Genomic DNA, 20,189 nt, shown 5'->3' with positions numbered 1-20,189 from the left:
AAGCGACGAAAGAGTCCAAATCGGGGTGTAGCTTAGCCTGGTAGAGCGCTACGTTCGGGACGTAGAGGCCGGAGGTTCGAATCCTCTCACCCCGACCAGATTTAAGGCCCGGAAAGCCTGTCAGATAAAGAGATCTCTTGTCTGGCAAAGCTTTCCGGGCTTTCTCGTTTCTGGGTGTGCCAGTTTGGTGTGTCAATTCCACCGTGCGAAAATGCGGGGAGTGACTGACTTGGCATCCCTTCCCTCCGGCGTCCATCTGCGCCCTGGCTCATCCGTGTTCCAACTGCGGATCGGCGTACCCAAAGACCTTCAGCAACACTTCCGCAACCCGAAGACCGGCAAGCCGAAGGCCGACGCTTTCCGCGCGAGCCTCAGAACGAGCAATCGCGCCGAAGCCGGCACGCGGGCGCACGAGATCATCGCGGAGTGGCAACGGAAATTCGATGCGCTCAGGGCGAAGGATCAACCTGCCCCGATCGTGCCGTTTCTGGACCCACAACCCCGATTACGTCAAGGCAACTGGATGCCTACCCTACAAATGAGAACTGGATCCCTTCTTTGTGCTGCGGCTCTCACGCTTTTGGCATCCGCCGCGTGCGCCAGCGACGCCAAGATATTTGATGGCTACGACTCGTACTACACCTCCCTTCCGAATGCGATCTTTCACAAGGCCACCAAGGAAGGTTTCGAGTCTTCGTTTTATGACGAGAAGGATGGCCTGGAGGTCGAGTTGGATACGACCGTGGGCGGCAGAAAGATGTCCATCGTCATTGGGGATGGCTTCTTCGAACTGAATGGCGTCAGACATGCATTCAAGGATGCGGTGACGTTTCAGGGCGAATCCAGCTCGGGCACCATCCCACCCACCGGCTTCAACGTCTATATCTCGGTCAAACAGAGGGATGCGAAGCCGCTTATTTGCCTCGAAGGTGTCGCCAATGGGTCCGGAGAGTACGACCGCTACAAGCAGGTGTACCTAATCGTCAATCCAACTGCCCCGAAGAGAGCGGCGGTGTACCACTTGGCGAGCTTGTTCGCATCTTGCAAGGCGCTGGTCCGCACTGGCAGCAATGGCATTGCGTTTCCGGCCAATGATTATCTGACCAACGCCACTGACAAGAGCCGAATCGGAGTGATTTCGCGCTACTACAAAATAGCCGACGGGGTGTTCGTGCCGACAGGCGAGGCCACGCGCCTACTCTTCGAGGCCCCGGACAGTGGAAACGTGTTTAGATTTTCCGTGGGAACGCCCTGACACCTCGATCTCCTTCGCGCTCCTAGGCCATCTAGTCCGGATCGACACCGGCTGATGTGATCTGCAACCATTGATCTGGTCTACCGAGAGGTCAGTACACGCATGAATGCCCGAAGACCCGCTCATCGGAGTATCTCCGGGCTGCCGCGCTTTGAGTTCGCTGCGGCATGTAGCGGCAATGAGCGAGCCGGCTACTGGGCCCGGGGGCAATGAGGAAGTCCTCACGGTTACGGCCGGCAATCCATCGGGGCACTCGCCCGCGCCCGCTCCATGTCGCTCCTGACAATGGATCACGGTACTTCTGAATGGCGCGACCTCTCGTAGAGCGCCGGACCAGTTTTGCCCGTGCGCCGAATACGTCGTCGGGCGTAATGCCGAATTCGAGGATGGCAGCGCGAAGTTCGGCAATGACCACGCTTGCCTGCTCCCTCCGCATCGTCTCCGCCTGTTGCTGCAATTGCCGGATCTGGTTTTGTAGTTCTTGGAAAGTCGTCACTGTTGGCCCTCGACAATAGATACCTGATTGATGAAGGCACGGCTACGCCGCAACCCGACATGACCGTCGCTCCACATCTGCCGAACCGGCTTCCGGAGCTTCAAGCATGCAGAACTGAACGAGAAGCGAATTGCCTATGGCAGTCGGAAATCTGAACAACCTGTAGATCAACATCGCAGCTAGGCGATATGACGAACTGAAGCCTGATCACGCGGCAGCAACATGGCCATCCATCCCCTTTTACCACAACAGTGGTCAACGCCCCCCAACGCCGGCCAATCGCACGCTTCGTTCGCCGAGTGTTATAATTGCGGCTTAGCCCATCCGGCCTTGAAAAAGCCGTCCAGCGATCTGGACGGCTTTTTTGTTTCCGGTGCTCAGGGGACGTGGCCCGCGTGACACAATCCACTCCCGCCCCTCTGCTATAGTTCCTTTCCATTCCTGCCCTTCACTGCCTGCACTGACCTGACGCGTGGACCAAATTCCCTTATGGGCGCAAATCAGCGCCGTCTTCCTGCTTCTCCTCTGCTCCAGCTTCTTCTCCATCTCTGAAACGGCGATGATGGCGCTCAACCGCCATCGGCTGAAACATCTCGCGAGCCAGGGCGCACTCGGCGCCAAGACGACGCAGCGGCTGCTCGCGCGCACCGACCAGCTGCTGAGCGTGATCCTGATCGGCAACAACCTGCTCAACACGATCATCCCGGTCCTGACCACCTCGATCGCGCTGCATACCTTCGGCCGCGACAACTTCGTGCTGTCGATCGCGACCGGCCTCGTTGCGTTCCTGATCATCGTGTTCGCGGAAATCACCCCGAAGATCGTCGGCGCGAGCTTTCCCGAGCGGATCGCGCTGCCCGCCAGCGTCGTGATCGCGCCGCTGATGCGCCTCCTGATGCCGCTCGTGTGGTTCGTCAATGCGCTCGCCGGCGCGATCCTCGCGCTGCTGCACATCAATACCAAGGGCGCCCGCGACCAGCGGCTGTCGGCCGAGGAGCTGCGCACCGTCGTGCTGGAGTCGGGCAGCTTCATGCCGACCCAGCACCGCAGCATCCTGCTGAACCTGTTCGACCTCGAGAACATCACCGTCGACGACGTGATGATCCCGCGCCGTCAGATCGAGTCGCTCAACTTCTACGCGCCGCTCGACGACGTCCTGCACCAGCTCGAGACCTGTTATCACAACCGCCTCGTGGTCTACGAAGGCGACATCGACAAGGTGCTCGGCGTGCTGCACGTGCGCAAGACGCTGACCGCGCTGCACAACCAGGACTTCGACCGCGAGACGCTGCGCGAGCTGCTCGCCGAGCCATACTACGTGCCGTCCGGCACGCCGGTGTTCCAGCAGCTCAAGTACTTCCAGGAAAGCCGCCAGCGCACCGCCCTCGTCGTCAACGAGTACGGCGAACTGGAAGGGCTCGTCACGCCCGAGGACATCATCGAGGAACTGATCGGCGAGTTCACCACGTCGATGCCGCGCACCGAAGGCGCGAACGGCGGCTGGAACGCCGACGGCGAATGCATCGTGTCCGGCAGCATGCCGCTGCGCGAGCTGAACCGCTGGCTGGGCCTGAGCCTGCCCACCGACGGCCCGAAGACGCTCAACGGCCTGATCCTCGAAGTGCTCGAGGAGATCCCGGACGACGACGTATGCCTGAAGATCGGCGACGTGATGCTCGAGGTGATGCGCAGCGACGACCAGGCCGTGCGCACGGTCAAGCTCTTCAAGCCGCGCGCGCCGCGCGCCGGCCGCACGCTGCGCGCCTGACCGAACGGCCGACTGCCGCGCGCGGCGCACGCGCGCGATGATCGACGCATCGCCCCCAGCAGGCGGCCGCGAGGCCGGTTCCGATGTCGTCCATTCCGTTCGCGCCGGCCGCCTCGCCGGCCACGCCCTCCCTCCATCCGGTTCAGGCCGCCGCCGCGCGCGCCGACGACGCGCCGGCGGTCGCGCTGCTGGCCGGCCTGCTGCAGGCCGCGCACCAGCGCAACGCATCCGATCTCCATCTCGAACCGTCCGAGCACGCCTGGCGCGTGCGGCTCCGCATCGACGGCGTGCTGCACGAGTTCGCGCATCCGCCCGCGCACCTGCGCGACGCAGTCGTCACGCGCGTCAAGGTGCTCGCGCGCATGGACATCGCGGAGCGCCGCGTGCCCCAGGACGGCCGCCTGCGTCTCGCGCTCGCGCCCGGGCAGCGCGGCGACTACCGCGTCAGCTCGCTGCCGACGCTGTACGGCGAAAAGCTCGTGCTGCGCCGTCTCGACACGCTGCCCGCCGTCCTGTCGCTGCCCGCGCTGGGCATCGCGCCGGCCGGCGCACGCGCGATCGAGGCCGCGCTCGATGCGCCGCACGGGCTCGTCCTCGTCACCGGGCCGACCGGCAGCGGCAAAACACGGTCGCTCTACAGCTTCCTGCAGCGGCTCAACCACACCTCGCGCAACCTCTGCACGGTCGAGGACCCGGCCGAGATCCAGCTCGACGGCGTCAACCAGGTCGGCGTGCGCGACAAGGCCGGGCTCACCTTCGCCGTCGCGCTGCGCGCGCTGCTGCGCCAGGATCCCGACGTGATCATGGTCGGCGAGATCCGCGACTTCGAAACCGCCGACGTCGCGCTCAAGGCCGCGCAAACCGGCCACCTCGTCCTCTCGACGCTGCACACGCACGACGCGCCCGCCGCGATCACCCGCCTGCTCGACATCGGCGTCGCGCCCTACAACCTCGCCGCCGCCCTGCACCTCGCCACCGCCCAGCGGCTCCTGCGGCAGCTCTGCACCGGCTGCCGCACGCCATCCGACGCCCCGCCCGCCGCGCTGCGCGAAGCCGGCCTCGACGCCGCCGCGCTGGCGGCCGGCTGGCGGCCGTTCCGCGCGGTCGGCTGTGCGGCCTGTCACGGCATCGGCTACCGGGGACGCATCGGCATCCATCAAGTGATGCCGCTGTCGCCCGCGCTGCGCGAGTTGATCGTCGCGCGCGCGAGCCATCACGCGCTCGCCCGCCAGGCCCGCGACGACGGCATGCGCTCGCTGCGCGACGCGGCGCTCGCGCGCGTCGCCGACGGCTCGACGAGCCTCAGCGAAGCGCTTGCGGCCACGGCGGCGCCATGAGCGCGCCCGAGCCGCCCCCGCTCGAATCGCGCTTTCGCTGGTCGGGCTTCGGCGTCGATGGCGCACGGCGACGCGGCACCCTGATCGCCGCGACGCCGGGCAGCGCGCGCGCCGCGCTGCGGCGCGACGGCATCACCGTGGTCGCGCTGGAAGCGCGCGGGGCCGCGCCGCCCCCGCGCGTGCGCGCACACGACGTCACCCGCTTCGCGCGCCAGCTCGCGAGCCTGCTGCAGGCGGGCCTGCCGCTCGCGCCGGCGCTCGACCTGTTCGCGCAGGCCACCGCGCGCGACGGCATCGCGCGCATCGCGGACGGGCTCGGGCGCGACATCGTCGCGGGCCGCCCGCTGTCGGACGCGCTGCGCCGCTATCCGCGGCAATTCGGCCCCCTGTTCCGGCAACTGATCCTGATCGGCGAGCAATCGGGCACGCTCGCCACCGTGCTCGCGCGCCTCGCCGACGACCGCGAACGCGCAGCGGCCCAACGCAGCCGGGTGCGCGCGGCGCTCGCCTACCCCGGCGCGGTCCTGTCGTTCGCGTGCGCGCTCACCGCCGCGCTGCTGCTGTGGGTCGTGCCAACCTTCGCACAGATCTTCGAAGGTTTCGGCGCCACCTTGCCCGCGCCGACACGCATCGTCCTCGCGCTGTCGGGCGGGCTCGCGCGCTGGGGCCCGCCCGCCGCGCTCGGGGCGGCGCTCACCGTCGTCGCCGCCGGTCACGCACGGCGGCGCTCGGCCGCCGCGCGGCTCGCCGCGGCCCGGCTCGCCCTGCGGATTCCGCTCGCGGGGCCGCTGCTGCGCACCCTCGCCGCCGCCCGCTGGAGCCGCGCGCTCGGCACCCTGCTCGGCGCCGGCACGCCGCTCGTCGACGCCTTCGCGTCGCTCGCGCAGGCGAGCGGCAATCCGGTCTTCGATCAGGCCACGGCCGATATCGCGCGGCGGCTGCAGCGCGGCGAACGACTCGCGAATGCGATGCGCGCCGCGGCCTGCTTTCCCGATCCGGTGGTCCAGCCGATCGGCGTGGCCGAGGAAACCGGCACGCTCGATGCAATGCTGGTCGATATCTCGACCCTGTGCGATCGTCAGGTCGACGAGCGCATCGACCTGCTCGCGAGCGTGTGCGAGCCGCTCGTGATCGTGGTGCTGGGCGCGCTGGTCGGCGCGCTCGTGATCGCGATGTACCTGCCGATCGTCCAGCTCGGCAACGTGGTGTAGCATCGCAGCCGAATCTGTCTCCTATTTGCCATGGCCCTTTCATCGATGATCTTCACGCCGCTCTACGCCGACCCGTTCGCGCCCGCCAGCGGGCCGTTGGCCGCCTTCGCCGCGCTGCCGGCCGGATTCCGCTACGGCTTCGCGATCATGCTCGGGCTCGTGATCGGCAGCTTCATCAATGTCGTCGCGCACCGCCTGCCGATCATGATGAAGCGCGCCTGGCAGGCCGAAATCGGCGAGGCGACCGGCGAGCCCGTCGAGCCCGACGACGGCCTGCCCGCGCGCTACAACCTGTGGGTGCCGCGCAGCGCGTGCCCGCATTGCGGCCATGTGCTGCGCGCATGGGAGAACGTGCCGGTGCTCGGCTACCTGGCGCTGCGCGGCCGCTGCGCGCAATGCCGCGCGCCGATCGGGGCGCGCTACCCGCTCGTCGAGCTGGCGAGCGGCGCGCTCGCGGCCGGGTCGCTCGCGGTGTTCGGCCCGGGCGGCGCGGCGCTCGCCGCGTTCGGTCTGTGCGCGACGCTGCTCGCGATGAGCGCGATCGACATCCAGACCGGCTTCCTGCCCGACTCGCTGACGCTGCCGCTGCTGTGGGCCGGGCTCACCGTCAATCTGTGGGGCACCTTCGCGAACCTGCACGCAGCCGTGATCGGCGCGATCGCGGGCTATCTGTTCCTGTGGGGCATCTTCTGGCTGTTCAAATGGCTGCGCGGCATCGAGGGCATCGGCTACGGCGACCTGAAGCTCCTCGCCGCGCTGGGCGCCTGGCTCGGCTGGGAAGCGCTGCCGCAGGTGGTGCTGATCTCCGCGGTCGCGGGCGCGGCCATCGGGCTCATCGCCACCTGGCGCGGCCGGATGCGTTTCGAGGAACCGCTGCCGTTCGGCCCGTTCCTCGCGCTCGGCGGCGTGGCCACGCTGTTCGCCGGCACCCCGTTCTATCTCGTGCTCGGAGGCTGACCGCATGTATTCGATCGGACTGACAGGCGGCATCGGCAGCGGCAAGACGACCGTCGCCGACCTGTTCGGCGAACAGGGCGCCTCGCTCGTCGATACCGACGAGATCGCGCACCGGATCACCGCGCCGCACGGCGCTGCGATGCCGCACATCGCGCGCGAGTTCGGGCCCGGCTTCGTGACGCCCGACGGCGCGCTCGATCGCGCGAAGATGCGCGCACTCGTGTTCAGCGACGAACCCGCGCGCCGCCGGCTCGAAGCGATCACGCACCCGCTGATCCGCGCCGCCACCGACGACGCGGCGCGCGCAGCGCAGGGGCCCTATCTCGTTTATGTGGTGCCGCTGCTGATCGAATCCGGTGCATGGCGGGCGCGCGTCGCGCGCGTGCTCGTCGTCGATTGCGAAGTCGAGACCCAGATCCGCCGCGTGATGCAGCGCAACGGCTTCGCGCGCGCGCAGGTGGAAGCGATCGTCGCACGCCAGGCGACGCGCGCCGCGCGGCTCGCCGCGGCCGATGACGTGATCGTCAACGAGGACGCGCCGCGCGCGCAACTCGCGGCGCGCGTCGCGGCATTGCACCAGCGCTATCTCGCGTACGCCGCCGCCACAAACTGACGCGGCCGTCAGCTTGTTGCGCGCCATGCGGCGCATGCGGCCCGAAAAGGCGCGATTGCTAGGGTAGGTCGCGGGCATTAGAATGTCCTGCAGTTCCGTCACCCCCATCGCGAGAGGCATGCGCGCTTGATCCTTTACGAGTATCCGTTCAACGAACGAATCCGCACGCTGCTGCGTCTCGAAGATTTGTTCGAGCGCTTCGCGTTCTTCATGGCACAAGAAGACGCGAGAGAGCACCATGTCGCGCTGACGACGCTGTTCGAAATCGCCGAGGTCGCCGGCCGCGCGGATCTGAAATCGGATCTGATGAAGGAACTCGAACGCCAGCGCCAGACACTCACGCCGTTTCGCGGCAATCCCGGCATCGAGCAGAACGCACTCGAAGCCGTGCTGGGCGAGATCGAGCAGACGCTCGCGCATCTCGCGCAGATGCAGGGCAAGACCGGCCAGCATCTGACCGACAACGAATGGCTCGCCAGCATTCGCAGCCGCGCGGTGATTCCCGGCGGCACCTGCAAGTTCGACCTCCCGTCCTATTACGCATGGCAGCAATGGCCGGCCGAGCAGCGCCGCCACGACATCGCGAAATGGGCGATGCCGCTCCTGCCGCTGCGCGACGCCGCGACGATCGTGCTGCGCCTCGCGCGCGAATCCGGCCAGGCGTCGAAGGTGATGGCGATGCAGGGCAGCTATCAGCAGATGCTGTCCGGCCGCTCCTACCAGCTCATGCAGGTCAGGGTGCCATCCGAGCTGCGCGTGATTCCCGAGGCCAGCGCGAACAAATACATGCTGTGGGTGCGCTTCACCGTGCAGGATGGCGACGTCCGGCCGCGCGCGGTCGATATCGACGTGCCGTTCCAGCTCACGCTTTGCAACCTGTAGCGGCCTCGCGCCGCACCGACCGTTTTTCTTTCGTATGACTACCGTCGTGAAATGTCCGTCCTGCGGCGCCGAAGTGCGCTGGACGCCCGAGAATCGCTTCCGTCCCTTCTGTTCGGCCCGCTGCAAGCAGCTCGACCTCGGCGCCTGGGCCGCGGAAAAGTACCGGATCGGGACGACGGACGACGAGCCGTCGTCCGAGGAAACGCCGTCGTCCGAACCGGACGACCGGCACAACTGACGCCGCCGCATCGCGCGGCGGCGCGGCGCCGCTTACCGGCGCGCCTCGTCCTGCGCGAGCCGTTCGAGCACCGGCAGGGCCGCCGGCAGCAGCGGCGCGACCTCGACCGGCAGCCGCTGCCAGACGAACGCCTGCCCTTCGCGGCTGTGCGGTTCGCCCGTCCAGCCCGTCACCTTGCAGAAGTAGAGCCGCACGTACGCGTGCGGATAATCGTGTTCGAGCGTGTGCCAGCGCGCGCTCTCGGTCACGACGATGCCCAGTTCCTCGTGCAGCTCGCGCGCGAGCGCCTCCTCGACGCTTTCTCCCGCTTCGAGCTTGCCGCCCGGGAATTCCCAGTAGCCTTCATACGGCTTGCCCTTGAGCCGCTGCGCGAGCAGGTAGCGGCCGTCCGGCTGCACCAGCACGCCCACCGCCACCTCGGTCACCTTGCGGCCGTCCGGCGCGGCCGGCTTCGATCCTTCGGTCATGCATTCTCCTTGCGGCCCGACCAGTCGCGGGCGAATTGCCATGCCACGCGCCCCGAACGCGACCCGCGCTCCAGCGCCCACACGAGCGCATCGCCGCGCGCCGCCTCGACTTCGTCGCCGCCGCAGCCGAAATGGCGCAGCCAATGGCCGACGATCGCCAGGTAATCGTCCTGCTTGAACGGGTAGAAGCTCACCCACAGCCCGAAACGCTCCGACAGCGAGATCTTCTCCTCGACCACCTCGCCCGGATGGATCTCGCCGTCGGGCAGGTGCTTGTAGGTCTCGTTGTCGCTCATGTACTCGGGCAGCAGGTGCCGGCGATTCGAGGTCGCGTAGATCAGCACGTTGTCCGACTGCGCGGCCACCGAGCCGTCGAGCGCGACCTTGAGCGCCTTGTAGCCCGACTCGCCTTCCTCGAACGACAGGTCGTCGCAGAACACGATGAAGCGTTCCGGACGCGCCGAGATCAGGTCGACGATGTCGCCGAGGTCGTGCAGGTCGTCCTTGTCGACTTCGATGAGGCGCAGGCCGTCGCCCGCATAGGCGTTCAGGCAGGCCTTGATCAGCGACGACTTGCCGGTGCCGCGCGCGCCCGTCAGCAATACGTTGTTCGCGGGCTTGCGCTGCACGAACTGGCGCGTGTTCCGCTCGATCAGGCCCTTCTGGCGATCGATGTTCTGCAGGTCGTCGAGCGCGATCGCCGACACCGCCGGCACCGGCTGGAGATAGCCGCGCCCCTGGCGCTTGCGCCAGCGGAACGCGTGGGCCGCGCTCCAGTCGATCGTGGCGGGCGACGGCGGCAACAGCGCCTCCACGCGGGCGAGGAGCGCGTCCGCGCGCGCCAGGAATTGATCGAGCTTGTCCATCCGGGGGTCCTCGCGACGCTTACGAGCGATAGTCGGCGTTGATGCTCACGTAGTCGTGCGACAGATCGCAGGTCCACACGGTCGCCTGCGCGTCGCCGCGACCGAGCAGCACCCGGATCGTGATCTCGCTCTGCTTCATCACGCGCTGGCCGTCTTCTTCCTGGTAGGCCGGGTTGCGCCCGCCCGCCTTGGCGACGAGCACGTCGTCGAGATACAGGTCGATCGTGCCGACGTCGAGATCCGTCACGCCCGCGTAGCCGATCGCCGCGAGGATCCGGCCCAGATTCGGGTCCGACGCGTAGAACGCGGTCTTCACGAGCGGCGAGTGGCCGATCGCGTAGGCGATCTGCCGGCATTCGGCGACGTCGCGGCCGCCCTCGACCTGCACGGTCATGAACTTGGTCGCGCCCTCGCCGTCGCGCACGATCAGCTGCGACAGCGTCTGCGCGACCTCGGTGACGGCGTCGCGCAGCGCCGCATAGGCGGGCGACGCGGTCGAGGTGATCGCGGGCAGGCTCGACTTGCCCGACGCCAGCAGGATGAACGAGTCGTTGGTCGAGGTATCGCCGTCGATCGTGATGCAGTTGAACGAACGGTCCGCCACTTCCTTCACGAGCGTATCGAGCACCGGCTGCGCGACCGCCGCATCGAAGGCGAGAAAGCCGAGCATCGTCGCCATGTTCGGCTTGATCATCCCGGCGCCCTTGCTGATGCCCGTCAGCGTGACCGTGTGGCCGTCGATCGTCACCTGCCGCGACGCGGCTTTCGGCAGCGTGTCGGTGGTCATGATCGCCTGCGCGGCTTCATACCAGTGCGCGCCCGCCCGGCTGCCCAGCGCGGCGGGCAGGCCCGCCATCAGGCGCTCGATCGGCAGCGGCTCGAGAATCACACCGGTCGAGAACGGCAGCACCTGCGCCGGCTCGAGGCCGGCGAGCCGCGCGAGTTCCTCGCAGGTCTCGCGGGCATGCGCGAGACCCGGCTCGCCCGTGCCCGCATTCGCGTTGCCGGTATTGACGACGAGCGCGCGGATGCCGGCGCCGCCGGCGCGCACCTTGGCCAGGTGCTCGCGGCAGACCGTCACCGGCGCGGCGCAGAAGCGATTCTCGGTGAACACGCCCGCGACGGTCGCGCCGTCTTCGACGGACACGACGAGGACATCCTTGCGATTCGGCTTGCGGATCCGGGCCTCGGCCCAGCCCAGCGTGACGCCGGCGACGGGATGCAGTTGCGCGGGATCGATCGGGGGGAAGTTCACAGCCATGTGAAACACCTGCCGGAAAGCGCGATGCCGGCCCGGGCCGGCATCGCAGGATTGAACGGACCGGCGGCCCGCCTGGGCGGGCCGCCGCTCATACTTCGGATGGCGGACGCACGCACGGCGCGCCGCCCACGATCATGACAGCTTGCCGTGACAGTGCTTGTACTTCTTGCCGCTGCCGCACGGGCACGGATCGTTGCGCCCGACCTTCGGCACGTCGCCGTCCACCGCCGCCGCGCCGCCCACCGCCGCCGCGATCTCGGCCACCGCGATGCCGCCGACCGCAGCAGCAGCCGCGCCGGTATCCGCATAGTCGGCGTGCCGGAACTCGACGTTCTCGAGATGGCCGCCCTGCTCCTCGAGCTGCTCGGCCGCCTCCTCGAGTTGCTCCGGCGACTGGATCTGCACGTTCATCACGACCCGCGTGACTTCCTGCTTGACCGCATCGAGCATCGCGGCGAACAGTTCGAACGCCTCGCGCTTATATTCCTGCTTGGGGTTCTTCTGCGCGTAGCCGCGCAGGTGGATGCCCTGGCGCAGGTGGTCGAGCGCCGCCAGGTGCTCGCGCCACAGGCGATCGAGCGTCTGCAGCATGATCGAGCGCTCGAACGCGCTGAACGATTCACGGCCGACCAGCGCGACCTTCGCCTCGTAGTGCTCGTCGGCGGCCGTCGTGACCGCGTCGAGGATCTCGTCCGCGCTGATCGACGACGATTCGTTCACCATTTCCTGAATCGCGAGATCGAGCTGCCAGTCGTTGCGCAGCGCCTCTTCCAGCTCGGGCAGGTCCCACTGTTCCTCGATGCTGCCCGCCGGCACGAACTGGCGCACCACCTCGGTGACCACGCCATGACGCATCGCGCCGATGGTCTCGGCGATGTCGTGCGCCTCGAGCAGTTCGTTGCGCTGCTGGTAGATCACCTTGCGCTGGTCGTTCGACACGTCGTCGTATTCGAGCAGCTGCTTGCGGATATCGAAGTTGCGCGCCTCGACCTTGCGCTGCGCGGATTCGATCGAACGGGTCACGATGCCGGCTTCGATCGCCTCGCCTTCCGGCATCTTGAGGCGATCCATGATCGCGCGCACGCGGTCGCCCGCGAAGATGCGCAGGAGCGGATCCTCGAGCGACAGGTAGAAGCGCGACGAACCCGGGTCGCCCTGGCGGCCGGCGCGGCCGCGCAGCTGGTTGTCGATCCGGCGCGATTCGTGGCGCTCGGTGCCGATGATGTGCAGGCCGCCTGCGGTCTTCACCTGCTCGTGCAGCGCTTCCCATTCGTCGTGCAGCTGCTGGATCCGGCGCGCCTTCTCGTCGGCCGGGATCGCGTCGTCGGCATCGATCAGGCTCGCCTGCTTCTCGGCATTGCCGCCCAGCACGATGTCGGTGCCGCGGCCCGCCATGTTGGTTGCGATCGTGATGCGCTTCGGCCGGCCGGCCTCGGCGACGATCGCCGCCTCGCGCGCGTGCTGCTTCGCGTTCAGCACCTCGTGCGGCAGCCCGGCCTGCTTGAGCAGGTGCGACAGCAGCTCGGAGTTCTCGATCGAGGTCGTGCCGACCAGCACCGGCTGGCCGCGCTCGTAGCACTCGTGGATGTCGCGGATCACCGCGTCGTAGCGCTCCTTCGCGGTCTTGTAGATCTGGTCCTGGCGATCGATCCGCTTCGGCACGCGGTTGGTCGGGATCACGACCGTCTCGAGGCCGTAGATCTCGTTGAACTCGAACGCCTCGGTGTCCGCCGTCCCGGTCATCCCGGACAGCTTGACGTACATCCGGAAGTAGTTCTGGAACGTGATCGACGCGAGCGTCTGGTTCTCGCTCTGGATCTTCGCGTGTTCCTTCGCCTCGACCGCCTGGTGCAAACCATCGGACCAGCGGCGGCCCGCCATCAGGCGGCCCGTGAATTCGTCGACGATGATCACCTCGCCGTTCTGCACCACGTAATGCTGGTCGCGGTGGAACAGCGTGTGCGCGCGCAGCGCCGCGTACACGTGGTGCATCAGCGTGATGTTCTGCGGTGCGTACAGGCTCTCGCCCTCGCCGATCAGGCCCCATTCGGAAAGCAGGCGCTCGGCCTTCTCGTGGCCCGATTCCGTCAGGAACACCTGGCGGGCCTTTTCATCGAGCGTGTAGTCGCCGGGCTTCTCGACGCCCGTGCCGTCGGCCTTCTCCTCGCCGATCTGGCGCTCGAGCAGCGGCGGCAGCGCGTTCATGCGCACGTACAGCTCGGTGTGGTCTTCCGCCTGGCCCGAGATGATGAGCGGCGTGCGCGCCTCGTCGATCAGGATCGAGTCGACCTCGTCGACGATCGCGAAATTGAGCGGCCGCTGCACCCGCGCCTCGGTCTCGTAGACCATGTTGTCGCGCAGGTAGTCGAAGCCGAATTCGTTGTTGGTGCCGTAGGTGATGTCGGCCGCGTAGGCCTGCTGCTTCTGGTCGTGCTCCATCTGCGACAGGTTGATGCCGACCGAGAGCCCGAGGAAGTTGTAGAGCCGCCCCATCCACTCGGCGTCACGCTGCGCGAGGTAGTCGTTCACGGTGACGACGTGCACGCCGCGCCCGGACAGCGCGTTCAGGTAGGCCGCGAGCGTCGCGACGAGCGTCTTGCCCTCGCCGGTGCGCATTTCCGCGATCTTGCCGTAGTGCAGCACCATGCCGCCGATCAGCTGCACGTCGAAGTGCCGCATCTTCAGCACCCGCCGGCTCGCCTCGCGGCACACGGCGAACGCCTCGGGCAGCAGCTTGTCGAGCGACTCGCCGCCCGCGACACGCTGGCGGAACTCATCCGTCTTGCCGCGCAACTGGTCGTCCGTCAGCTGCTCGATCTGCGTTTCCAACGCATTGATCGTAGCGACGGTCTTTTGGTATTGCTTGACGAGCCGCTGGTTGCGGCTGCCAAAAATCTTCTGGAGAAAACCGGTTGTCATCGGATCGGGTGTGCGTCGCTGCAACGGCCCCGGAGTACGGCTGACCTCCCCCGGCGCGCCGAGCCTCGGCGGCTTAACGTATGAGTGAATTCAAACGAGGAATTTTAGCACGCGCGCCCGCCCGCGCCGCGGTCCTCCGCCGACGCCTGCCTCGCGCGGTACAATCGCGTCATCTTTGCCGCTCCACGCCGTCACCGAGTCCATGAACCGTTCCTCGTCGCGCTTCCCGTCGAGCTTCTCGCGCCCGCAGGCCGCAGCCGACGTGCTGAACCGCAGCGACGCCTATGCGGCGCTGCGCGCGGGCGTCGAGCAGGTGGCCGCGCTGCGTCGCGATCTGGCCAGCCTGCTGCCGGACTACCTCGCGAACAATATCGAACCCGGCTTCATCAAGGAAGGCGTGCTCACGCTGTTCGCCGCGCACAACGCGCTCGCCGCGCGCCTGCGGCAAGTCGAGCCGCGCCTGCTCGGCGACCTGCAGGCGCGCGGCTGGCCGGTCACGGCGCTGAAACTGCGGGTGCGCCCGCAGCACGCGCCCGAACCGCCACGCATCAAGGAGGCGCGCCTGTCGGCGGCGGGCGCCGATGCGCTGCGCACGCTCGCCGACGCGCTCGAACCGTCGCCGCTGCAGATCGCGCTCGCGCGCATGGCCGCCCGGCACGCGAAACCGCCGCGCTGAGCGCCGCCGGGACAAAAAAAAAGCGACCCTCGGGTCGCTTTTTTTCATGGCGCGGCGCCATGGCGCGGCGCGCGTCACGCGAACGCAGCCTGCGCGTCGAAGCCGAAGCCGCGCGGCGCGGCCTTCGGATCGTCGAACGACACGATCTCGTAGGCGCTTTCGTCCGCGAGCAGTGCGCGCAGCAGCTGGTTGTTCAGGCCGTGGCCCGACTTGTACGCGGTGTACGACGCGAGGAGCGGATGACCGACCACGTACAGGTCGCCGATCGCATCGAGCATCTTGTGCTTCACGAACTCGTCGTCGTAGCGCAGGTTGTCGTTGTTCAGGATCCGGTACTCGTCGAGCACGATCGTGTTGTCCATCGTGGCGCCGCGCGCGAGGCCCAGCTCGCGCAGCATCTCGCCCTCGTGCGCGAAGCCGAAGGTGCGCGCACGCGCGATCTCGCGCACGTACGACGTGTTCGCGAAATCGACTTCCAGCTCCTGCCCCGTCTTGTCGACGGCCGGATGGCGGAAATCGATCGTGAACTTGAGCTTGAAGCCGAAGTACGGGTCGAGGCGCGCGAACTTGTCGCCGTCGCGGATCTCGACCGGCTTCTTCACCTGGATGAAGCGCTTCGGCGCGTTCTGTTCCTCGATGCCGGCGGACTGGATCAGGAACACGAACGAGGCGGCGCTGCCGTCCATGATCGGGATTTCCTCGGCCGTCACGTCGACGTACAGGTTGTCGATCCCGAGGCCCGCGCACGCGGACATCAGGTGCTCGACCGTCGACACGCGCGCGCCATCCTTCTGCAACACCGACGCGAGCCGCGTATCGCCGATCGACATCGCCGAGGCCGGGATGTCCACGGGCGTCGGCAGATCGATGCGCGAAAACACGATGCCCGTGCCGGCGGCAGCGGGGCGGAGCGTGAGTTCGATTTTGCGACCGGAGTGAAGACCGATGCCTACGGTCTTGACGATCGACTTGATGGTGCGCTGCTTCAACATGGTGATCTTCTTCGCGATTGAAGATTTCAATCGGGAGTTTTATTCAATAGACGAGAGTATAGCGTAATTCCCTATTTCACGTCGGCTGCATCGCCGTATCAAACTGTTTCGACACGTTACCCGCGCGGATGCGGGACGGGCCGATGCCCGGAACGGAGGCGTTTCCGGTCATCGGCCCGTAATAAAGCCACGTTGTCGGGGAGCCCGGGCGTTGCCGTCGAGCAACGCCGGCCCCGATTTCACCGCATCATGCCTGCCAGCACGCTGGCTGCATCGCTGACTTCGAACTTGCCCGGCGCTTCGATCGCCAGCGTCTTGACCACGCCGTCGTCGATCACCATCGCATAGCGCAGGGATCGAACCCCCATGCCACGCGCGGACAAATCCTGCGTAAGTCCCAGCGCATGAGTGAAAGCCGCGCTGCCGTCCGCCATCATGCGCACCTTGCCCGCGGTGTGCAGATCGCGTCCCCAAGCGCCCATCACGAATGCGTCGTTGACGGCCACGCACCAGACCTCGTCGATGCCCGCCGCGCGCAGCGCGTCGGCGTGCTCGAGATAGCCCGGTACATGCTGCGCCGAACAGGTCGGCGTGAACGCGCCCGGCAATCCGAAGATCACCACGCGCCTGCCCGCCGTCTGCTCGCGCACGCTGCAGGCGTTCGGCCCCAGCGTGCACCCTGCGCGCGCTTCGTCGATGAACTCGAAGAGCTGCGCGTCGGGCAGCGTGTCGCCCACTTGAATCATGCCTGGTCCTTCATGGCGATACCTTGATCAACCGCGACAGACGGCACGACGCCTGCCCGCTTCGCAGCCGCGAAGAGGGCACGATGCCCGGCCCGGCGTCGCATGCGACGCGGCCTGTCATGCGCCGTTTCCATCCGTCACGTCGGCCCGGCCGCGAGGCGGCCCGGCCTGCCCGTGCGTCAGTCCGCCTGCTTGCGCAGGAAGGCCGGGATGTCGTACGTGTCGACGCCCTTTTCCTGCAGCGCCTGCACGTGCGACGCCGCCGTCTCGCGCGAATTGCGCCACACGGCCGGCGTGTCGAGCGCGCCGTAGTCGGCCGCGCTCACGTGCGCCGGCGCGTAGCTGTGCGCCACCGCGCTGATCGGCTGGTTGTCGGTGCCGGTGCGCAGCAGCGTCATCGGCGCCGACTGCTGCTTCTTCGCCGCGCGGCCGAGGCCCGTCGCGACCACCGTCACGCGCAGCGCATCGCCCATCGCGTCGTCGTACACCGCACCGAAGATCACCGTGGCGTCGTCGGCCGCGTAGCTCTTGATGGTGTTCATCACTTCGCGGGTTTCCGACAGGCGCAGCGAACGGCTCGACGTGATGTTCACCAGCACGCCGCGCGCGCCCGACAGGTCGACGCCCTCGAGCAGCGGGCTCGCGACCGCCTGCTCGGCGGCGAGGCGCGCGCGATCGACGCCGGCGACCGTCGCCGTGCCCATCATCGCCTTGCCCTGCTCGCCCATCACCGTCTTCACGTCCTCGAAGTCGACGTTCACCAGACCATCGACATTGATGATCTCGGCGATGCCGGCCACGGCGTTGTTGAGCACGTCGTCAGCGCACTGGAAGCACTTGTCCATCTCGGCGTCGTCGCCCATCACCTCGAACAGCTTGTCGTTCAGCACGACGATCAGCGAGTCGACGTGATCCTCCAGTTGCTGCGCGCCGGCTTCCGCCACGCGCATCCGCTTGCCGCCTTCGAATTCGAACGGCTTGCTCACGACACCCACCGTCAGGATGCCCATTTCCTTCGCGATCTGCGCGACCACGGGCGCCGCGCCCGTGCCCGTGCCGCCGCCCATGCCTGCGGTGATGAACACCATGTGCGCGCCGCGCAGCGAATCGGCGATGCGCTCGCGCGCCTCTTCCGCCGACGCACGGCCCATCTCCGGCTTCGCGCCGGCGCCGAGGCCGGTGCCGCCGAGCTGGATCACGTTCGGCGCGCGCGAACGCGACAGCGCCTGCGCATCCGTGTTCATCACGACGAAGTCGACGCCCTGCACTCCGCGGTTGATCATGTGCTGCACGGCATTGCCGCCAGCGCCGCCAACGCCGATCACCTTGATGACCGTGCCGTTGGTTTCGGTTTCCAGCATTTCGAATTCCATTGTTGCCTCCGTCAAGAAAAAAACTCTGGCGTTATTCGGCAGAAGATCGGGCAACCCTCTGTCGCGCGCCGGCCACCAGTACCGGCGCGAGTTTCAAATCGATTAGAAGTTGCTCAGGAACCAGTCCTTCATCCGCGTGAAGATCTGGCCGGCCGAGCCGGACTGCACCGCGACCTTGCGGCCGCGCGTGCGCTGTGCGCTGCCTTCGACGAGCAGCCCCATCGCGGTCGAGTAGCGCGGATTGCGCACCACGTCCGCGAGACCGCCCGCGTATTCCGGCGCGCCGATGCGCACCGGTTTGAGGAAAATGTCTTCGCCGAGTTCGACCATTCCCGGCATCATCGCCGCGCCGCCAGTCAGCACAACACCGGAACTGAGTAACTCTTCGTAACCGGATTCGCGCACGACCTGTTGAACGAGCGAGAACAGCTCCTCGACGCGCGGCTCGATCACCGCGGCAAGCGCCTGCCGCGACAGCGTGCGCGGACCGCGCTCGCCCAGCCCCGGCACCTCGACCATCTCGTCCGGATCGGCCAGCGCCTGCTTCGCGATGCCGTAGCCCACCTTGATGTCTTCCGCATCCGGCGTCGGCGTGCGCAGCGCCATCGCGATGTCGCTCGTGATCTGGTCGCCCGCGATCGGGATCACGGCCGTGTGGCGGATCGCGCCTTCCGCGAAGATCGCGATGTCGGTCGTGCCGCCGCCGATGTCGACCAGCACCACGCCGAGGTCCTTCTCGTCCTCGGTCAGCACCGCGAGCGACGACGCGAGCGGCTGCAGGATCAGGTCGTTCACCTCGAGCCCGCAGCGGCGCACGCACTTCACGATGTTCTGCGCGGCGCTGACCGCGCCCGTCACGATATGCACCTTCACCTCGAGGCGGATGCCGCTCATGCCGATCGGCTCGCGCACGTCCTCCTGGCCGTCGATGATGAATTCCTGCGTGAGGATGTGCAGCACCTGCTGGTCGGTCGGGATGTTGATCGCCTTGGCGGTCTCGATCACGCGCGCGACGTCGGTCTGGGTGACTTCCTTTTCCTTGATCGCGACCATCCCGCTCGAATTGAAGCTGCGGATGTGGCTGCCGGCGATCCCGGTGAAGACGTTGGTGATCTTGCAGTCGGCCATCAGCTCGGCTTCCTCGAGCGCGCGCTGGATCGACTGCACGGTGGCCTCGATGTTCACCACCACGCCTTTCTTCAAGCCCTTCGACTCGCTCTGGCCGAGGCCGATGACCTCGTAGTGCCCCTCGCCCTTCAGTTCCGCGACGACGGCCACCACCTTCGACGTGCCGATGTCGAGGGCAACCAGCAGATCCTTGTAGTCTTTGCTCATAAAGTGCTCTTGCGTGTGATGTCCTGTTACTTCTTGCCCTTGTCGGGTTCGCTCAGGAAGCGCATGCCCGCCGCACGAACCGCGAACCCGTTCGGGTAACGCAGGTCCGCATACTCGATGTCGCCGCCCCAGCGCTGCGTGACGGCCGGCCACGCGGCGACGAGGCGCTGCGTGCGGTCGAACAGCGTCCCGCCGTTGCGCTCCTTGCCCAGCTCCACCTGCATGCCGTTCGACAACTTGACCGTCCACGCGTAGCGCGGCGACAGCGTCACCTCCTCCGGCGTCGCCTTGAGCGGCGCGAACCACTTCTTGAAATCGCGATAGCGCGCGACCACCTCCTTCGCGCTGCCTTCCGGACCGTCGAACGCGGGCAGGCCTTCCTCCAGCTCGCCCTGGTTCGCGGTAAACAGCTCGCCGTCGGTGCTGACCAGCTGATCGCTGCCCCAGGTGCCCAACGGTTTGTACTCCTCGAGCGTGACAGCGAGCGCGTTCGGCCACACTCGCCGCACGCTCGCGTGCCGTACCCACGGCATCTGCTCGAACGCCACCCGCGCGGTGTCCAGGTCGACCGTGAAGAAATTGCCCTTGAGCCGGCCCACCACGCCCGCGCGCACCGTCGGCGCGTTGATGTGCTCGGTATCGCCGTCGATCTGGATCGCGCGCAGCGCGAAAGTCGGACGCTGAATCAGCCAGTAGCACCCCGCGGCCGCCAACGCGAGCAGCAACAGCGCGTACAACGCGCTGGCGGCAAGGTTCAGTTGGCGAACGTTATTCCACATGACTCACATCCGGTTCCG

At 67.3% G+C, this 20,189-nt stretch carries 19 protein-coding genes and 1 tRNA gene; 10 read left to right on the top strand and 10 right to left on the bottom strand.

The annotated features are described in order from the left end of the window. The first annotated feature begins 21 nt into the window (after positions 1-21). Positions 22-98: transfer RNA gene (locus tag Bsp3421_RS32425), tRNA-Pro, on the top strand. A 131-nt stretch (positions 99-229) separates the two neighbouring features. Next, positions 230-1,255 carry a DUF6538 domain-containing protein gene (locus tag Bsp3421_RS32420; protein WP_274001048.1) on the top strand — a complete coding sequence of 342 codons (1,026 nt, stop codon included), beginning with the start codon at positions 230-232 and terminating at the stop codon, positions 1,253-1,255. 91 nt (positions 1,256-1,346) lie between these two features. Here the strand turns inward: Bsp3421_RS32420 and Bsp3421_RS32415 are convergent, their stop codons facing one another. Then, on the bottom strand, positions 1,347-1,691 hold the full coding sequence (locus Bsp3421_RS32415; protein ID WP_274004434.1) for an H-NS histone family protein: 345 nt from the start codon (positions 1,689-1,691) through the stop codon (positions 1,347-1,349). 532 nt (positions 1,692-2,223) lie between these two features. Here Bsp3421_RS32415 and Bsp3421_RS32410 point away from each other — a divergent pair. The 7 genes from Bsp3421_RS32410 to Bsp3421_RS32380 all read left to right on the top strand — a co-directional run bounded on the left by Bsp3421_RS32410 (position 2,224) and on the right by Bsp3421_RS32380 (position 8,757). Further along, a complete protein-coding gene (locus tag Bsp3421_RS32410) occupies positions 2,224-3,519 on the top strand; it encodes an HlyC/CorC family transporter (protein WP_274001047.1) in 1,296 nt (431 codons plus the stop codon). Positions 3,520-3,602: 83 nt separating this feature from the next. Continuing rightward, positions 3,603-4,856, top strand: coding sequence for a GspE/PulE family protein (locus Bsp3421_RS32405; protein ID WP_274001046.1), 1,254 nt, complete (start codon positions 3,603-3,605; stop codon positions 4,854-4,856). Further along, entirely contained in the window at positions 4,853-6,067 is a 1,215-nt protein-coding gene (locus Bsp3421_RS32400; protein ID WP_274001045.1) for a type II secretion system F family protein, read from the top strand. Before Bsp3421_RS32405 ends, Bsp3421_RS32400 begins: the two co-directional genes overlap by 4 nt. A 45-nt stretch (positions 6,068-6,112) precedes the next feature. After that, complete coding sequence (locus Bsp3421_RS32395) at positions 6,113-7,024, top strand: prepilin peptidase (protein WP_274004433.1); 912 nt, start codon at positions 6,113-6,115, stop codon at positions 7,022-7,024. 4 nt (positions 7,025-7,028) lie between these two features. Continuing rightward, positions 7,029-7,637, top strand: coding sequence for a dephospho-CoA kinase (coaE, locus tag Bsp3421_RS32390; protein ID WP_274001043.1), 609 nt, complete (start codon positions 7,029-7,031; stop codon positions 7,635-7,637). Positions 7,638-7,763: 126 nt separating this feature from the next. Then, entirely contained in the window at positions 7,764-8,519 is a 756-nt protein-coding gene (gene zapD / locus Bsp3421_RS32385) for a cell division protein ZapD (RefSeq protein ID WP_274001042.1), read from the top strand. Positions 8,520-8,553: 34 nt separating this feature from the next. Next, complete coding sequence (locus Bsp3421_RS32380) at positions 8,554-8,757, top strand: DNA gyrase inhibitor YacG (protein ID WP_252984390.1); 204 nt, start codon at positions 8,554-8,556, stop codon at positions 8,755-8,757. 32 nt (positions 8,758-8,789) lie between these two features. On the opposite strand, the gene Bsp3421_RS32375 is transcribed toward Bsp3421_RS32380, so the two are convergent. The 4 genes from Bsp3421_RS32375 to secA form a co-directional block, all read right to left on the bottom strand. Continuing rightward, on the bottom strand, positions 8,790-9,224 hold the full coding sequence (locus tag Bsp3421_RS32375) for an NUDIX domain-containing protein (protein ID WP_274001041.1): 435 nt from the start codon (positions 9,222-9,224) through the stop codon (positions 8,790-8,792). Then, the gene (locus Bsp3421_RS32370) at positions 9,221-10,090 is read right to left on the bottom strand and encodes an ATP-binding protein (protein WP_274001040.1); all 870 of its coding nucleotides are present in this window, start codon (positions 10,088-10,090) and stop codon (positions 9,221-9,223) included. The genes Bsp3421_RS32375 and Bsp3421_RS32370 overlap by 4 nt, the downstream gene beginning before the upstream one ends. Before the next feature lie 19 nt (positions 10,091-10,109). Then, positions 10,110-11,351, bottom strand: coding sequence for a bifunctional glutamate N-acetyltransferase/amino-acid acetyltransferase ArgJ (gene argJ, locus Bsp3421_RS32365; RefSeq protein ID WP_274001038.1), 1,242 nt, complete (start codon positions 11,349-11,351; stop codon positions 10,110-10,112). Positions 11,352-11,483: 132 nt separating this feature from the next. Continuing rightward, positions 11,484-14,270 carry a preprotein translocase subunit SecA gene (secA, locus tag Bsp3421_RS32360; protein ID WP_274001037.1) on the bottom strand — a complete coding sequence of 929 codons (2,787 nt, stop codon included), beginning with the start codon at positions 14,268-14,270 and terminating at the stop codon, positions 11,484-11,486. A gap of 202 nt (positions 14,271-14,472) precedes the next feature. Here secA and Bsp3421_RS32355 point away from each other — a divergent pair, with 202 nt between their 5' ends. After that, positions 14,473-14,946 (top strand): DciA family protein, encoded by a 474-nt coding sequence (locus Bsp3421_RS32355; protein WP_274001035.1) that lies wholly within the window; start codon positions 14,473-14,475, stop codon positions 14,944-14,946. A gap of 74 nt (positions 14,947-15,020) precedes the next feature. Here Bsp3421_RS32355 and lpxC read toward each other — a convergent pair whose 3' ends face one another. The 5 genes from lpxC to Bsp3421_RS32330 all read right to left on the bottom strand — a co-directional run bounded on the left by lpxC (position 15,021) and on the right by Bsp3421_RS32330 (position 20,171). After that, a complete protein-coding gene (gene lpxC, locus Bsp3421_RS32350) occupies positions 15,021-15,938 on the bottom strand; it encodes a UDP-3-O-acyl-N-acetylglucosamine deacetylase (RefSeq protein WP_274001033.1) in 918 nt (305 codons plus the stop codon). 239 nt (positions 15,939-16,177) lie between these two features. Next, a complete protein-coding gene (locus tag Bsp3421_RS32345) occupies positions 16,178-16,684 on the bottom strand; it encodes a peroxiredoxin (protein WP_274001031.1) in 507 nt (168 codons plus the stop codon). 179 nt (positions 16,685-16,863) lie between these two features. Beyond that, a complete protein-coding gene (gene ftsZ / locus Bsp3421_RS32340; RefSeq protein WP_274001030.1) occupies positions 16,864-18,057 on the bottom strand; it encodes a cell division protein FtsZ in 1,194 nt (397 codons plus the stop codon). Positions 18,058-18,159: 102 nt separating this feature from the next. Continuing rightward, complete coding sequence (gene ftsA, locus Bsp3421_RS32335; RefSeq protein ID WP_274001029.1) at positions 18,160-19,392, bottom strand: cell division protein FtsA; 1,233 nt, start codon at positions 19,390-19,392, stop codon at positions 18,160-18,162. A 26-nt stretch (positions 19,393-19,418) separates the two neighbouring features. Further along, positions 19,419-20,171: a cell division protein FtsQ/DivIB gene (locus Bsp3421_RS32330; protein ID WP_274001027.1), complete on the bottom strand. Its 753-nt coding sequence runs from the start codon at positions 20,169-20,171 to the stop codon at positions 19,419-19,421. Positions 20,172-20,189 lie beyond the last annotated feature (18 nt).

It is taken from the genome of Burkholderia sp. FERM BP-3421 (assembly GCF_028657905.1).
Lineage (GTDB): Bacteria > Pseudomonadota > Gammaproteobacteria > Burkholderiales > Burkholderiaceae > Burkholderia.
The sequence above is the reverse complement of the archived record's forward strand: the minus strand, read 5'-3'. Positions and strand labels throughout refer to the sequence as shown.